This window comes from Cupriavidus sp. Met-2, from assembly GCF_049843575.1.
GTDB classification, from domain to species: domain Bacteria; phylum Pseudomonadota; class Gammaproteobacteria; order Burkholderiales; family Burkholderiaceae; genus Cupriavidus; species Cupriavidus metallidurans.
In genome coordinates this window covers 443,534-459,732 of the sequence record NZ_JBBHZL010000001.1, presented here as the reverse complement: position 1 = coordinate 459,732, position 16,199 = coordinate 443,534, and the positions used below count along the sequence as shown (strand labels likewise).

Below are 16,199 nucleotides of genomic sequence, written 5' to 3'. Positions count from 1 at the left end.
GGCGGAGTCAGGGTGTCGCGGCAAGAGGTGTCGCCCGGATGACCGATAGATCAGCGCCGGTGCGCTTGCTGCGATGCAACACCGAAAATCTACCAGTGTCGCGGCGACATGGCAATTGGCCGAAGCGCCACTCCGAACATATCGGTCACCCATGACATATGCGTGTCATCGTAGCAGTTGGAACATTGGCATATACTTTGCCGCAAGACGTTTGCGCAATGCAGCATCCGTGGCCCCCAGGATGCCTGCCCTCCAAAACCGTTTGGTTCCTGGGAACGCTGCCTATGCCGACCACACCGTCCACCGACAAGTACGCCCAGCTGCTCGCGCGTTGCGAGGGGCTGCCCCCCATCCCCACCGCCGTCGCGCATCCGTGCGACCAGTCATCGCTCGATGGCGCACTGGAAGCTGCACGACTTGGCCTGATTACTCCGCTGCTGGTTGGTCCCGAGTGGCGCATCCGGCAAGTGGCGGAGGAGCACGGCCTGACCCTCGGCGATACCCCGATCATCGACACGCCTCACAGCCATGCTTCGGCCGAAGCCGCCGTGGAAGCCGTGCGCTCGGGCCGCGCCGAACTGCTGATGAAGGGCAGCCTCCATACCGATGAGTTGCTGCACGCCGTGACGCGCAGCACCAGCGGTTTGCGCACGGAACGGCGCCTTTCGCATGTCTTCGCGATGGACGTGCCGACCTATCACAAGCCGCTGTTCATCACGGACGCCGCGGTCAACATCTTCCCCACGCTGAACGAGAAGGCCGACATCGTGCGCAACGCCATCGACCTCGTGCGCATTCTCGGCGTCGAGCGCCCCAAGGTGGCGATTCTCTCGGCCGTGGAAACAGTGACGGACAAGATCCCGTCGACGATCGACGCCGCCGCGCTGTGCATGATGAGCCTGCGCGGGCAGATCGAAGGCGGCCTGCTCGATGGTCCGCTGGCGTTCGACAACGCCATCAGCAAGGCCGCGGCCGAAACCAAGGGCATCCATTCCGAAGTGGCCGGCGACCCCGATATCCTGCTCGTGCCGGACCTCGAAGCCGGCAACATGCTCGCCAAGCAGCTCACGTTCCTGGCCGGTGCGGAAGCGGCTGGCATCGTGCTTGGCGCGCGCGTGCCGATCATCCTGACCAGCCGCGCCGACAGCGTGCGCGCGCGCATTGGTAGTTGCGCGATCGCCGTGCTCATCGCCCATGCACGCCGTGTTGCCACCGAGGCAGCCGTCAAGGTCTGAAGCCACTTACGGAGATTCGCCGCGTGACCACTGCTCATCCCGTCATCCTCGTCGTCAACGCTGGCTCGTCGAGCGTCAAGATTTCCATCTTCTCCGTGCCGGAGGCTGCTCACGAGGACGTCGAAGTCCTGCCCGCGCAGCTTGCGCACGGTCAGATCGAAGGTATCGGCGTGGCGCCGCATATCGAGGGGCGCCTGGCCGATGGAACCGTCGTCGCCGACGAGCGCTTTCCCGTGGAGCTGGTGCCCGATCACGATGCGGCGTTCCGCCTGATCCAGGCCAGGCTGCAGGAAGGCCTGCGCGACACGCCGCCGGTAGCGATCGGCCATCGCGTGGTGCATGGCGGCATGGACTTTGCCGACGCCGTGCGCATCGACGACAACGTGATCGCCAGGCTCGATGCGCTGGTACCGCTGGCACCGCTGCACCAGCCACACAACCTGACGGCGATCCGCGCGGTGCGGGCCGCCGCGCCCGACCTGTTGCAGGTGGCGTGCTTCGACACCGCGTTCCACGCCGGGCACGATCCGATGGCCCAGTTGATGGCGCTGCCCTACGAGTACTACGAGCAGGGCATCCGGCGTTTCGGCTTTCATGGGCTGTCCTACGCGTATATCGCGCGCCGGCTCAAGCAGGTGGCGCCCGACTTGGCCGAGGGCCGCGTGATCGTTGCCCACTTCGGCAATGGCGCGAGCCTGTGCGCGATGCGCGGCGGCAAGAGCGTGGAATCGACCATGGGCCTCACGGCGCTGGACGGCATGCCGATGGGCACGCGCTGCGGCACGATCGACCCCGGCGCGGTGCTGTGGCTGGCGGCGCAAGGGATGACGCCCGACGCAATCCAGGCGATGCTCTATGGGCAATCTGGCCTGAAGGGTATCTCCGGCGTCAGCAGCGACATGCGCGCACTGCTGGCCAGCGATACGCCGCGCGCGAAGCTGGCCGTGGACTTCTACGCCTATCGCGCCGCACAGGAAATCGGCAAGCTCGCGGTCACGCTGGGTGGCCTGGATGGACTGGTCTTCACGGCTGGTATCGGCGCCAACTCGCCGGACGTGCGCGCACGCGTCTGCGCGCACCTCACCGATCTCTTCGGCATCTCGCTGGATGCCGCGGCCAATGGCGACAACTGCCAGCGCATCAGCAGCGACACAAGCCGCGTGCCGGTGCTGGCGCTGCAGACGGACGAGGAAGGCATGATCGCCCTCTCGACCGCGAAGATCCTGCTAAACGGCGGCTAATCTTCGAGGTAGTGCCCGCGTAGTTGCCCCACATCGATGCGCAGGTCATCGGCAAGAAATTGCTCCACACTGCCGTAGGCCCGCGCAATCGCATCCATCGATGCTTCCAGGTATTCGGGCCGCACTTCGAGCAACGGCATGATGACGTCCGCGTCGACCCCGATCGGGGCCACGCGCGCCAGCACATCTTCGTTGAGGCGGCGATTCCAGTGATTGGATTCGAGGTAATTGGCAACGATTTCGTCCTGCGACACGCCAAGCGCCGATAGCAACAGCAACGACGCAAAGCCTGTGCGGTCCTTGCCTGCGGTGCAGTGATAGAACAGCGTGCGGCCGGCCTCGGCATGACGCAGGAACGCGCCGAACGCCTCGCGGTAGCGCACCGGAAAATCGCGGTACACATCGAGCATGAAGTCTCGCATCTGTGTGGGCGTGCTTGCACGCAGGCGCGGCACCAGCACATCCATCGCCATGCTGCCCTCCAGCACCGGCACCGCGAGCCAGTGAAAGCGCTCGCCGAAAGCGGCCTCGGCAGGCGACTTCTCGCCGGGAGACCGGAAATCGACAACGATATCCAGATCGAGCGAATGCAGGCGATCGAGATCGGCGGCCGAGGCCAGCGCGGGATTCGCGCTGCGATAGAGCTTGCCCGACCTGACGCGACGGCCGGATAAACCGGCCAGTCCGCCAAGGTCACGCGCGTTGGGGATCGTCTCCAGCCCCAGCGAGGGGCGTGTGTCGTGATTCATATTATTGGTCATTTCGCATAAGCGTGCGGTCAAGCACGCCTTCCAAAAACGTTCAGCATCGGCTTCAATTATTTCAGATCGCCGCATCGAAGGACAGGTGCCACGTACGGCTTCATGCTTCCGTGCCGCTCATACACCCATCCACGCGCAATCACACTCACTCGATCCGCACAAGGCCCCATTGCTGGCATCGAAGCCTGACATCACAGTGAGTTGATATCCAGCAATTGCGCCGTCACCAGCACCTTGGCACATCGGCCTTGGCTTCACATAATGAGCCCATGTCGGCCGCGGCGATCCTGCGATACGACGCGACTGGCAGGCTGATCCAACATAGGGATTCCACGATGCCTGAATCACAAGTACCTCCTGCCGCCTCCGGCGCCCCCACCGCCGCGACGGCCGTCGCGGCCGCGCCCAAGCTCAATATCCACTGGGGTCTGTATGCGGCCGTGGTCGTGCTGATCGCGGTGCTCCTGATACCGATGCCGGCTGACCTGCCTGTGGCCGGTCAGCGCATGCTGGCCATCCTGGCATTCGCGGTCGTGGTGTGGATTACCGAAGCGGTGACCTACGAGACCAGCGCCATCATGATCACGTCGCTGATGGCCGGCCTGATCGGCTTCGCGCCGATGGTCAATGACCCCAACACGCTATATGGCACATCGCGCGCGCTTGGCATGGCCCTGGCGGGCTTCTCGAACACCGCGCTGGCCCTCGTCGCCGCCGCGCTGTTCATCTCGGCGGCCATGACCGTGACCGGACTGGACCGGCGCATCGCGCTGGTCACCTTGTCGGCCATCGGCACCAGTACCCGACGCATCCTGATCGGCACGATCGCCGTCACGATCCTGCTCAGCCTGGTGGTGCCGAGCGCCACCGCGCGCAGCGCATGTACCGTGCCGATCATGATGGGCGTGATCGCCGCATTCGGCGTCGACAAGAAGTCGAACATCGCAGCCGGCATCATGATCATGGTCGCGCAAGCCACCAGCGTCTGGAACGTCGGTATCCAGACCGCCGCCGCACAGAACCTGCTGACCGCGGGCTTCATGGACAAGCTGCTCGGCGAACGCGTGACCTGGCTGCAATGGCTGATTGCCGGCGCTCCCTGGGCCATCGTGATGTCGATCGTGCTGTACTTCCTCGTGCGCTGGCTGCTTCCGCCTGAAACCGACGCAATTGCGGGCGGCAAGGAAGCCGTGCAGCGTGAGCTGGCCGCGCTGGGTCCGATGACGGGCCCGCAGAAGCGCCTGGCTGCCGTCGCCATCGGCCTGCTGCTGTTCTGGGCCACCGAGGGCAAGCTGCACAAGTTCGATACGGCGTCGATCACGTTCGTGGGCCTGGTGATCCTGATGCTGCCGCGCATCGGCGTGATGGACTGGAAGACGATGCAGCAACGCACGCCATGGGGCACGCTGATCGTGTTCGGCGTTGGTATCAGCCTGGGCACCGCGCTGCTGACCACGCAGGCCGGCCAATGGCTCGGGAAATTCGTCGTCACGCATTCCGGCCTGGCCAATCACGGCACGCTGCTGGTCTTTGCCGTGCTGGCGGCATTCCTGATCCTGATCCACCTCGGCTTTGCCAGCGCCACGGCACTGACCTCCGCGATGCTGCCGATCCTGATCTCGGTACTGCAAACCATACCCGGTGACATGAACAAGGTCGGCATGACGATGCTGCTCGGCTTCACGGTCAGCTTCGGCTTCATCCTGCCCATCAACGCACCGCAGAACATGGTCTGCCTCGGCACCGATACCTTCAACGGGCGACAGTTCGCGCGCATCGGCATCCCGACCACGATCATCGGGTATCTGCTGATGCTGCTGTTCGCGTCGACGTACTGGCGCTGGCTTGGCTGGATCTGACCGGCAAACATGCAACCTCGCCGCTGACACAAGCGCCCCCAAACCTTCGCCCCCAACGATGATGAAAATTACCCTAGACAGCGCGCGGCAGTTCGCGCGCAGCATCCTGGCGGCGCAGGGTGTGCCCGCCGATATCGCCGATGACGTGGCCGAGCACCTGGTGGAAGCCGATCGCAGCGGCTACGTCAGCCACGGCCTGTCGATCCTGCCGAACTACCGCCGTGCCATCGAGAGTGGCAACGTGAATCCCACCGGACGCGCTGCGTGCGTGCTCGACCGCGACATGCTGATGGTGTTCGACGGTAACGGCGGCTTTGGCCAGCACGTCGGCAAGACCGTGATGACGCGTGCCATCGAACGCGTGCGTCAGCACGGCCATTGCATCGTGACACTGCGCAAATCGCACCACCTTGGCCGCATGGGCCACTATGGCGAGATGGTGGCCAGCGCAGGCTTCGTGCTGTTGAGCTTCACCAACGTGATCAACCGGCCGCCCGTGGTCGCGCCCTTCGGCGGCCGCGTGCCACGGCTCACCACCAATCCGCTTTGCTTTGCCGGGCCGATGCCGAACGGGCGACCGCCGCTCGTCGTCGATATCGCCACCAGCGCCATCGCCATCAACAAGGCACGCGTGCTGGCGGAGAAAGGCGAGCCCGCGCCGGAGAACAGCATCATCGACGCCGAAGGCAACCCGACTACCGATGCGGGGGTCATGTTCGACGATCAACCGGGATCGCTGCTGCCGTTTGGCGCCCACAAGGGCTACGGTCTCGGCGTGGTGGCGGAACTGCTGGCCGGGGTGTTGTCCGGCGGTGGCACGATCCAGCCGGACAACCCGCGCGGCGGCGTGGCCACGAACAACCTGTTCGCGGTGCTGCTGAATCCCGAACTCGATCTCGGCATCAACTGGGAACGGGAGGAGGTAGAGGCCTTCGTGCGCTACCTCCACGACACGCCGCCTGCGCCAGGCTTCGACCAGGTGCAGTATCCGGGCGAGTACGAAGCCATGCATCGCGCCGCGGCGGCAACGCATCTGGAGATCAATCCGAAGATCTGGAGCCATCTGGCAGCGTTGGCGGGGGATCTCGGGGTGGATATGCCGGCGGCGTAGGCCATTGACGCACGCTTCGCACGGACCGGTGACAGGAGAGCATCAGAGATTTCCCAGACGCGATAGCCGCCAATGGCACAATACGCGCCATGCAACGTCTCTGGTCCGCCCTCGTCAAATTCGTTCTGCTCGCCATCATCGGGAGCGCCCTGCTGCTAGCCTTCGCCATCGTGATGGCGAATCGGCAGTTGCCGTCCCTCGACGCGCTGACGGCATTTCGCGATTCGCCCGGCTACGTGAAGATCGCGGATTTCCCGCACAACTTGCCCGAGGCCGTGGTCGCCATCGAAGACGACCGCTTCTACCTGCATGACGGCGTGGACTATGTGGGCGCAATGCGCGCCGGCATTGCCAATCTCTCCGACGATCTCTCGCAAGGCGCGTCGACGATCACGATGCAGGTGGCGCGTAACTTCTATCTGTCGCGCCAGAAGACCTACACGCGCAAGCTCTACGAAATCCTGCTGGCGTACCGGATCGAGAACGCACTGAGCAAGGATGAAATCCTGGAGATCTACCTGAACAAGATCTACCTAGGACAGGGCGCGTATGGCTTCGGCGAGGCTGCCGAAACCTATTTCGGCAAACCGGTCGACCGGCTCACGCTGGCCGAATGCGCGATGCTGGCCGGGCTGCCCAAGGCGCCATCCGCCAACAACCCGGTGGTCAATCCGCGCCGCGCTCGCCAGCGCCAGGCCTACATCCTGCTGCGGATGCTGGAACTGGGCCGCATCACGCGCGCCCAGTACGATGCCGCACTGCTCGAACCGCTGCGGCTCAAGTAGGCTCGCGCGTCACGCGGCCACCTGCGCCACCGCCACCTTGTCGCGATGACGCGCCACGGCAGCCTGCACGATCGGATCGAGCCCTTCCCCGCCTGTCGTGTCGATATGGGCCAGCAGCGCGCGCCGCATCCGTGGCTCCCAGAACCGCTTCAGATGGCTGGCGATATCCCCCAGCGCTTCATCTCGATCTGGCATCGCTTCGAAGAACGTGCCGATCTGATTGGCCATCTTGACCAGATTGTCGATATGCATGAAGGACCCTACGCAAGCTTGAGTCGTTGGGGGTGAGAGTAGGCGACCAGGGTGCCGCCGCGCACGAAACCGGCCAGCGTGACGCCCGCCGATTCGGCCAGACGCGCAGCCAGCCCCGTTGATCCGGACACCGCCGCCAGGATACCCGCGCCAATCGAGGCCGTCTTGAGCACCATCTCGTAGCTGGCGCGGCTGGTGACGATCACTGCGCCATGACTCACGTCCTCGCCGCCCCGCGCCAGCGCGCCGGCCAGTTTGTCGAGTGCGTTGTGGCGGCCCACGTCCTCGCGCACCAGCGATACGTCGCCATCCGCGCGCAACCACGCTGCCGCGTGCGTGGCACCGGTATCGCGCAGCAGCGCCTGCCGCTTGTGCAGCGCGGCGAAGGCATCATCGAACACCACGGGATCGAACACCGCAGTGCTATGCACCTTCCGCGGCGCGCGCATGACCTCCTCGAGCGATTCCGTGCCGCAGAGACCGCAACCGGTACGTCCCGCCAACGCCCTGCGCCGGCTCTTGAGCGTGACGAACGCAGCGCTGGCGATCTCCAGCTTCACCGTCACGCCATTCTCGGCGGCTTCCACCTCGATACCGTAGATGTCGCGCGCGCTGTCGACCACGCCCTCGGTCAGGCTGAAGCCGATCGCAAAATCCTCCAGGTCCGCCGGCGTGGCCAGCATCACCGCGTGGGAGATGCCGTTGTACTCGAACGCCACCGGCATTTCCTCGGCCAGATGATCGATCTCGGCGGAGGCGGCACCCTGCCGCCAGCGCGTGACCGCACGCGTGTGCTGCACTGGCAATACTCCAGCTTCACCCAGGCCGTTCTCGTCAGGCATGTCTCGCTTCATCGCCGTGCTCCCTGGCTCATCGCGTCGGTGTGGGTTCGCCGGCCGCGCGCAGATGTGCCAGCTGTTCCTCGTTGAAGGCATGGTAGTTGCGCTGCCACGTGGAGGGCTGCGCCACCGGCATCACCTGCACGGCCGTCACCTTGTACTCCGGGCAATTAGTGGCCCAGTCCGAGTTGTCGGTCGTGATCACGTTGGCGCCGGACTCGGGGAAGTGGAACGTCGTATAGACCACGCCGGGCTGCATCCGCTCGCTGACGATCGCTCGCAGCACCGTTTCACCGGCACGGCTCTGAATCCCGACCCAGTCGCCGTCCTTGATCCCGCGTTCCTCCGCATCGTGCGGATGGATCTCGAGGCGGTCCTCATCGTGCCAATGCACGTTGTGCGTGCGCCGTGTCTGCGCGCCAACGTTGTATTGGGACAGGATGCGCCCCGTGGTCAGGATCAGCGGGTACTTTCGGTTGACCTTTTCGCTGGTCGGCACGTACTTCGTGATGATGAACTTGCCCTTGCCGCGCACGAAAGTGTCCACGTGCATGGTCGGCGTGCCCTCCGGGGCCTCGGCATTACACGGCCACTGGATGCTGCCAAGTTCCTCAAGCTTCTTGTAGCTGACACCCGCAAACGTGGGTGTGAGGCGCGCAATCTCGTCCATGATCTCGGACGGATGGTTGTAGTGCATCGGATAACCGAGCGCGTTCGACAGCAGGATCGTTGCCTCCCAGTCCGAGTATCCGGCCTTCGGCGGCATCACCTTGCGCACGCGCGAGATCCGGCGCTCCGCGTTGGTGAACGTGCCGTCCTTCTCCAGGAACGACGAACCCGGCAGGAACACGTGTGCGTACTTGGCGGTTTCGTTCAGGAAGATATCCTGCACGACGATGCACTCCATCGACGACAGCGCTTCGGCCACGTGCTGCGTATTTGGGTCGGACTGGACAATGTCCTCGCCCTGACAGTACAGACCCCGGAACGATCCGGTAATCGCCGCTTCGAACATGTTCGGAATACGCAGACCGGGCTCGGGGTTGATCTCGACATTCCACGCGGCCTCGAAGCTGCCACGCACCGTCGAGTCCGACACATGACGGTAGCCCGGAAGCTCATGCGGGAACGAGCCGATATCGCACGACCCCTGCACGTTGTTCTGGCCGCGCAGCGGATTGACGCCCACGCCTTCGCGACCGATATTGCCGGTGGCCATGGCCAGATTGGCGATGGCCATTACCGTGGTCGAACCCTGCGCATGTTCGGTCACGCCCAGACCGTAGTAGATCGCAGCGTTGCCGCCGGTGGCGTAGAGGCGGGCTGCGCCACGCAGTTGTTCGGCCGGCACACCGGTCTCCGCTTCGAGTGCCTCGGGCGAGTTCTCGGGCAGCGCGACGAAATCTCGCCATTGCTGGAACGCGCGGTCCTCGCAACGCTCGGCGATGAATTGCTCGGCCAGCAGCCCCTCCGTGACGATCACGTGCGCGATCGACGTCACCACCGCCACATTGGTGCCCGGACGCAATTGCAGGTGATAGTCGGCGCGGATATGCGGCGATTCCACCAGATCGATGCGGCGCGGATCGACCACGATCAGCCGGGCCCCGGCGCGCAGGCGTCGCTTCATGCGCGAGGCGAACACCGGGTGCCCGTCGGTCGGATTGGCGCCGATGACCATGATCACGTCGGCCTTGGCCACCGAGCGGAACGTCTGCGTGCCGGCGGATTCACCGATGGTCGTCTTCAGGCCGTAGCCGGTGGGGGAATGGCAGACACGCGCGCAGGTGTCGACGTTGTTGTTGCCGAATGCGGCTCGCACGAGCTTCTGCACCAGATAGCCTTCCTCGTTGGTGCAGCGCGACGAAACGATACCGCCAATCGAATCCTTGCCGTGCTCGGCCTGGATGCGTCGGAACTGCGACGCCGCGTATCCGATCGCCTCCTCCCACGACACTTCCCTCCACGGGTCGGTGATCCTGGCGCGAATCATCGGCTTCAGGATGCGGTCCTTGTGCGTGGCATAGCCCCACGCGAAGCGGCCCTTCACGCAGGCATGACCCTCGTTGGCGGCGCCGTCCTTGTACGGCACCATCCGCACGACCTCGTTGCCCTTCATCTCGGCCTTGAACGAGCATCCCACGCCGCAGTACGCGCACGTGGTGATCTTGCTGTGGGACGCCTGGCCCAGCTGGATCACCGACGTTTCCGTCAGCGTGGCGGTGGGACACGCCTGGACGCAGGCGCCACACGACACGCAGTCCGATTCCATGAACGGCTGGCTGGTGCCGGCCGCCACACGCGAATCAAAGCCCCGGCCGCTGATCGTCAGCGCGAACGTGCCTTGCGTCTCCTCGCAGGCACGCACGCAGCGATTGCAGACGATGCACTTGGATGGGTCATACGTGAAGTACGGATTCGATTCATCCTTGGCCAGATGCGTGTGCGTGGCGATCGGCGGGGCAGTGCCGGCGCCATCGTTGTATCGCACTTCGCGCAGGCCCACCACGCCGGCCATGTCCTGCAACTCGCAGTTGCCGTTGGTCGGGCAGGTCAGGCAATCGAGCGGGTGATCGGAGATATAGAGCTCCATCACGCCACGGCGCAGATCGCCGAGCTTTTCGCTTTGCGTGCGCACCTTCATACCCGCTTCAACGGGCGTGGTGCAAGAAGCCGGGTAGCCGCGCCGGCCTTCGATCTCCACCAGGCACAGGCGGCACGATCCGAATGCCTTCAGCGAATCGGTGGCGCAGAGCTTCGGCACGCCCACGCCCGCCTCGGCGGCGGCGCGCATCACGGAGGTGCCGGCTGGCACGGTGACGGATACCCCGTCGATTTCCAGCGTAACCTGCGTTTCGGCGTCGCTGGCCGGGGTACCGTAGTCGAAATCGTCTCGAGCGTTCAAGGGATGTCTCCCGTCTTTCACTGCTGTGAGGTCGCGCGCTCCTGAGGAGCGCGTCGTGCTTTTTTTGATTGCCGCGCTCAGGCCGCGTTCAGGCTGCCTTCGCAGCCTTGCCCGACAGGCCGAAGTCTTCCGGAAACTCGTCCAGTGCAGACAGCACCGGGTACGGCGTCATGCTGCCCATCGCGCAAAGCGAGCCGTTGACCATCGTGTCGCAAAGATCGCGCACCAGCGCCACGTGCTTCACGGGCTGGTCGCCGGCGATGATGCGGTCCATCACCTCGACGCCGCGCGTGGACCCGATCCGGCATGGTGTGCACTTGCCGCACGACTCGATCGCGCAGAACTCCATTGCGTAGCGCGCCATCTTCGCCATGTCCACGGTCTCGTCGAACACCACGATACCGCCGTGCCCCACTACCGCGCCGAACGCCGCGTACGCCTCGTAGTCGATCGGTGTGTCGAATCGTGACTCGGGCAGGTACGCGCCGAGCGGCCCGCCCACCTGCACCGCGCGGATTGCACGTCCGCTGCGCGTGCCGCCGCCATAGTCGAGCATCAGCTCGCGCAGCGTCACGCCGAACGCCTTTTCGACCAGACCACCCTGGCGGATGTTGCCGGCCAACTGGAACGGCAGCGTGCCGCGCGACCGGCCCATGCCGAAGTCCTGATAGAACTTCGCGCCGCGCGCGAGAATCACTGGCACGGTGGCCAGGGAGATCACATTGTTGATAACAGTAGGCTTGCCGAACAGCCCCTCCAGCGCAGGCAGTGGAGGCTTGGCGCGCACCACGCCGCGCTTGCCTTCCAGGCTTTCGAGCAGCGCGGTTTCCTCGCCGCAGACGTAGGCGCCGGCGCCCTTGCGCACTTCCAGCTGGAAGCAGCGGCCGCTGCCGCGAATGTCGTCGCCAAGCCAGCCGGCACGCGTGGCGATCTCGATCGCTGCCTCGGTCGCGGCAATCGCGTGCGGATACTCGGATCGCGTGTAGATGTAGCCCTGCTCCGCCCCGACGGCCAGACCCGCGATCACCATGCCCTCGATCAGCATGAACGGGTCGTCCTCCATCACCATGCGGTCGGAGAATGTGCCCGAGTCGCCCTCGTCGGCATTGCACACCACGTACTTGACGTCGGACCGGGCGCCGAGCACGGTCTTCCATTTGATGCCGGTAGGGAACGCCGCGCCGCCACGGCCGCGCAGGCCCGAATCGACGACCTCCTGCACGATCTCCGCGGGCGCCATCGACAGCGCGCGGGTCAGCCCGACGAAGCCCTCGTGCGCGATGTAGTCGTCAAGCGACAAGGGGTCGGTAATGCCAACGCGCATGAACGTCAGCCGCTCCTGCTTCTTCAGGAACGGAATCTCGGCAGTCGCGCCGTGGCTTAGCGCATGGCTGCCGCCGTGCAGGAATCCCGCGTCGAACAGCGCGGACACATCGTCCTCGGTGACCGGGCCATACGCCACCCGGCCCGCATCGGTCTGCACCTCGACGAGCGGTTCCAGCCAGAACATCCCACGCGAGCCGTTGCGCACGATGCGCACATCCGCGCCGCGCTTTTCCGCCTCGCGCGCGATGGCCTGCGCCACTTCATCGGCGCCCAGCGCCAATGCGGTGGAGTCGCGGGGTACAAAGATCGTCGTGCTCATGCCTGGGCCTCCTCGCGCTCGCGGACTGCGTCGATCAGCTTGTCGAATCGCTGCATGTCGACGCGCCCATGCAAACGATCGCCGATCGTCATTGCCGGGCCGCAGGCGCACTGGCCGAGGCAGTAGACCGGCTCGAGCGTGAACTGGCCATCCGCGGTGGTCTCGTGGAAGTCGCACCCGAGTGCCTTGCGCGCATGGGCGGCAAGCGCGTCGGCGCCGACGGACTGGCAAGCCTCTGCGCGACAGACCTGCACCACGGTACGGCCAGCCGGCCGCTCGCGGAAGTGGTGATAGAACGTGATCACGCCATGGACCTCGGCGCGCGACAGATTGAGCGCGCGTGCGACGACCGATACCGCATCGGCCGGAATGAAACCCTGGCTGTCCTGGATGTCGTGCAGGATCGGCAGCAGCGCGCCTGGCATATCGCGCCGGGCGGCCACGATGCGTGCGACGGCGTCGGCAACGCCCGCGGCGTCACCGCCGGTGGGGATGGTATCTGGCATGAACTGTGTCTCCGTACCGTTTTGCGGCACCCACCGATATCGGCTTTTTTCTACATATTTGGTGGTACCGAGGCTGGCTTTTTTGCCGCTTTGTGCGACTATAGGACCGTGGTTTGCCCCGTTCAATATGCTATTTTCCGCATATGCTCCGCATTTCGATCCACCCCCACCTGCAGATTCGCGACGACACGGCCCGGACACCGGCGCCAGCGCTCGACGTATCGCGACTCGTGGCGTTGCTCGGCCATATCGAAGCCACCGGCAATATCGCCCAGTCGGCGGAAGCGGTGTCGTTGTCATATCGCTACGCCTGGGGAATCCTGCGCGATGCGGAGACCCTGTTCGGCGGCGCGCTGATCGCCAAGACACGCGGGCGCGGATCGGTGCTGACGCCGCTGGCGCAGCAACTCGTCTGGGCCAGCAAGCGCATTGCCGCGCGGCTGTCGCCCACACTGGAAAGCCTGGCCTCGGAACTCGAGATCGAACTCAAGAAGCTGATGGCCGAGTCCGACCCGGCCGTGCGCATCCATGCCAGCCACGGATTCGCGGTGGCCGCGCTACGCGATTTTCTCGATGAACAGAAGGTGCGGCACGACCTGAAGTACTGCGGCAGCCTGGAAGCCGCCGCCGCGCTGGCCGAAGGCGCCTGTGACATCGCCGGCTTCCACGTGCCGATCGGCGAGTTCGAGGAAGAGACACTGCGGCGATTCACGCGCCTGCTGCATCCGCAAACCCACTGCCTGATTCACCTGGCCACGCGCGCGCAGGGGTTGTTCGTGCGGCCGGGCAACCCGCTCAATGTGTTGACGCTGGAAGACCTGGTGCGCCCCGACGTGCGCTTCGTCAATCGCCAGATGGGCTCTGGCACCCGGTTGCTGCTGGACCTGATGCTCGCAAGGCGCGGCATCGACAGCAGCCGCATCGAAGGCTTCAACAACGGCGAGTTCACCCACGCCGCGGTGGCCGCATATATCGGCAGCGGCATGGCCGATGTGGGTTTCGGCGTGGAGACGGCCGCGCGCCGCTTCGGGCTGGAGTTCGTGCCGGTGCTCAAGGAGCGCTACTTCTTCGCCATCGAGACGAAGGCGCTGCAGAACCCGGCGCTGACGGGAGCGGTGAACGCGATGAAGAGCGGGAGTTTCCGGGAGCGCGTCAATGCGCTGCCCGGCTACGATGGCGAGATGACCGGACTGGTGCAGTCATTCGAGGAAGCGTTCCCGGGAATGCTGCCGTAGGCGCGTGGCGGGGAAATCCCATCCACGCGCCTGACGCGCCTGACTCCCGAATCAATACACCACGACCGACAGCGCCGCACCCGCCGGCACGCGCACCTTGTCGCTGTACACGCCGTTGCTGTCGCTACGCGCAGCCGCGTAAGTGCCATAGCCCTGCAGGAAGATCGGGGCGATGGCCGGCAGTTTTCGCAGCGCCGCATACGCCGGCAGCGACGGATCGATCTGTGGCAGCACATACACGCCATCCGTCCGGCCCGGGTAGCCAAAGCCGGCGGGCGCCGACGCAGCCGGCAGCGCAGCGGTCGTGGTCACCTTCCAGTTCAGCAGGGCCTGTTCAAACGTCCAGCCCGGTTGTGCCGCGCGAATCGCCTGATCGAGCACGGTCTTAGAACCCGTCGTGGCGCGCGTCAGCAGATCCTTGTAGAACGCCAGGCCTAGCTGGCGATTGAGGAAGCCTCCAAGGCTGCCGGACACCGAATAGCTTTCGCACGACGCGCCAAATCCCGTGAACTGCAGCACGTTGCAGTTATAGGCGCCATAGCGATAGAAGTCCGGCAGGCGCAGATCGCGGATGGGGTTGTACGTCGGATCGATATCGTGACTCTGGAAGTCCTCCATCTGCATCGCCGTCATTTCCTCGAGCCAGGTATCGTAGGCGTACGCAGCCCCCATGCTGACCTGGCGGCGATAGAAGTTCTGCATGTGCGTGCCTTCGTGCGCCATGACCGTCTTGACCGATTGCAGACCGGACGCGCCGCCGAGAGACAGGGTCTCGCTGTCCAGGTAGAGCGAGATCGCCTCGTTGCTGTTCTGTGCGCTGCTCTTCAGGAAGTTGTGCATGCTCCAGAAGTAGCCGACCGTACCGAACGGCTGGCCGTCGCGGTTGAAATTGAGAATGACGATGTCCAGCGGCTGGCCGTCGGGCAACATGGTGCCGCCGTAGCTGTTGGGTCCCCAGACCGGGCCGCCGATATTGACGAGCTTGTCGTAGATGCCACCGCTGTTCGCGAACGCGGCGGCCAGACCGTCGACCATCGCCTGCGTGATGTTTCCGGCAGTGAACTCGGCGTCCTCGACCCAGAAGTTGACTCGCACATTGCCCGGGGCCGTCACCTGCGTGCGCAACGTGGCCGGACGCGTGGTCTTGTCAGTGTGATACCAGCTCTTCTGCGCCCCCACAGCCAGACCGACCGTCGCGGATAGCGGCGCCGACACTCCCATTGTGCTCAGCCGTGGCTCCGGCCCGTTCTGCAGGGTGTCCACCCAGCCCGCGCGGTTGTACTCGCCGATGGCGCGCTGTGTGGCTTCGGCGTCCGAGACCGCGCTCAACGCCTGGGGCGATAGCATGTCCGCCGCCACACTCGACGAGACCGAGGCCGGCATGGCGACCAGCGTGTTCGACAGATTGGTCAGCATCAGCGAGATTGACCGTCCGGCCACGCCGGAGATGGCGTACTGGACGTCCATGTCACTGCTACCCGGAGCGCGACCCCAGATACCGGTGCCGGCTCCCGCATAGCTGCTGGCGGAGGCTGCGCCGCAGCCGCTGCACGACGGGTCAAGGCCGGTGACCAGCAACGGCGCAGGCGCAGCGGGGGGTGTGGTGGTGGTGGTGGTGGTGGTAGTGGCGGTAGAGGGCGTGGCGGTGGTGCCAGACCCACCATCGCCACCGCCGCCACAGGCTGCCAGCGCCAGCACACTCATCGCTGCCAACCCGGCCCAGCCAGAAACACGCGGAAAGGGTCGTACGCACGCGGACGCGCGTGCCAGGTTTTGACGCATCAAGGGGACTCCCGAGGAAAAGTAGACGGTCCCCAGTGATGCC

13 protein-coding genes are annotated in these 16,199 nt (G+C 65.1%); 6 read left to right on the top strand and 7 right to left on the bottom strand.

The features are described 5' to 3' along the window. The first annotated feature begins 284 nt into the window (after positions 1-284). Positions 285-1,235, top strand: coding sequence for a phosphate acetyltransferase (locus tag WD006_RS02185; protein WP_011515425.1), 951 nt, complete (start codon positions 285-287; stop codon positions 1,233-1,235). Between the two features lie 23 nt (positions 1,236-1,258). Beyond that, positions 1,259-2,476 carry an acetate/propionate family kinase gene (locus WD006_RS02180; RefSeq protein WP_011515424.1) on the top strand — a complete coding sequence of 406 codons (1,218 nt, stop codon included), beginning with the start codon at positions 1,259-1,261 and terminating at the stop codon, positions 2,474-2,476. Here WD006_RS02180 and WD006_RS02175 read toward each other — a convergent pair. Further along, entirely contained in the window at positions 2,473-3,225 is a 753-nt protein-coding gene (locus WD006_RS02175; protein ID WP_227874060.1) for a tyrosine-protein phosphatase, read from the bottom strand. The genes WD006_RS02180 and WD006_RS02175 overlap by 4 nt on opposite strands. A 347-nt stretch (positions 3,226-3,572) precedes the next feature. Between WD006_RS02175 and WD006_RS02170 the strand changes: the two genes are divergently transcribed. From WD006_RS02170 to WD006_RS02160, 3 genes are all read left to right on the top strand, one after another. Next, positions 3,573-5,096, top strand: coding sequence for a DASS family sodium-coupled anion symporter (locus WD006_RS02170; RefSeq protein WP_011515422.1), 1,524 nt, complete (start codon positions 3,573-3,575; stop codon positions 5,094-5,096). Positions 5,097-5,157: 61 nt separating this feature from the next. Then, complete coding sequence (locus WD006_RS02165; protein ID WP_029308394.1) at positions 5,158-6,207, top strand: Ldh family oxidoreductase; 1,050 nt, start codon at positions 5,158-5,160, stop codon at positions 6,205-6,207. 89 nt (positions 6,208-6,296) lie between these two features. Next, positions 6,297-6,992, top strand: coding sequence for a transglycosylase domain-containing protein (locus tag WD006_RS02160; RefSeq protein WP_011515420.1), 696 nt, complete (start codon positions 6,297-6,299; stop codon positions 6,990-6,992). Between the two features lie 9 nt (positions 6,993-7,001). On the opposite strand, the gene WD006_RS02155 is transcribed toward WD006_RS02160, so the two are convergent. The 5 genes from WD006_RS02155 to WD006_RS02135 form a co-directional block, all read right to left on the bottom strand. Further along, entirely contained in the window at positions 7,002-7,244 is a 243-nt protein-coding gene (locus WD006_RS02155; RefSeq protein ID WP_011515419.1) for a formate dehydrogenase subunit delta, read from the bottom strand. An 8-nt stretch (positions 7,245-7,252) separates the two neighbouring features. Beyond that, entirely contained in the window at positions 7,253-8,098 is an 846-nt protein-coding gene (fdhD, locus tag WD006_RS02150; RefSeq protein WP_011515418.1) for a formate dehydrogenase accessory sulfurtransferase FdhD, read from the bottom strand. Between the two features lie 16 nt (positions 8,099-8,114). After that, positions 8,115-10,988, bottom strand: a complete 2,874-nt coding sequence (gene fdhF / locus WD006_RS02145; protein WP_011515417.1) for a formate dehydrogenase subunit alpha — start codon at positions 10,986-10,988, stop codon at positions 8,115-8,117. An 88-nt stretch (positions 10,989-11,076) separates the two neighbouring features. Continuing rightward, complete coding sequence (locus WD006_RS02140; protein ID WP_011515416.1) at positions 11,077-12,633, bottom strand: formate dehydrogenase beta subunit; 1,557 nt, start codon at positions 12,631-12,633, stop codon at positions 11,077-11,079. After that, positions 12,630-13,139, bottom strand: coding sequence for a formate dehydrogenase subunit gamma (locus WD006_RS02135; RefSeq protein WP_011515415.1), 510 nt, complete (start codon positions 13,137-13,139; stop codon positions 12,630-12,632). Before WD006_RS02135 ends, WD006_RS02140 begins: the two co-directional genes overlap by 4 nt. Positions 13,140-13,282: 143 nt before the next feature. Between WD006_RS02135 and WD006_RS02130 the strand changes: the two genes are divergently transcribed. Then, positions 13,283-14,374 (top strand): substrate-binding domain-containing protein, encoded by a 1,092-nt coding sequence (locus tag WD006_RS02130; RefSeq protein ID WP_029308395.1) that lies wholly within the window; start codon positions 13,283-13,285, stop codon positions 14,372-14,374. Positions 14,375-14,425: 51 nt separating this feature from the next. Here WD006_RS02130 and WD006_RS02125 read toward each other — a convergent pair whose 3' ends face one another. After that, entirely contained in the window at positions 14,426-16,156 is a 1,731-nt protein-coding gene (locus tag WD006_RS02125) for a M30 family zinc metallopeptidase (protein ID WP_375198923.1), read from the bottom strand. Positions 16,157-16,199: the final 43 nt, after the last annotated feature.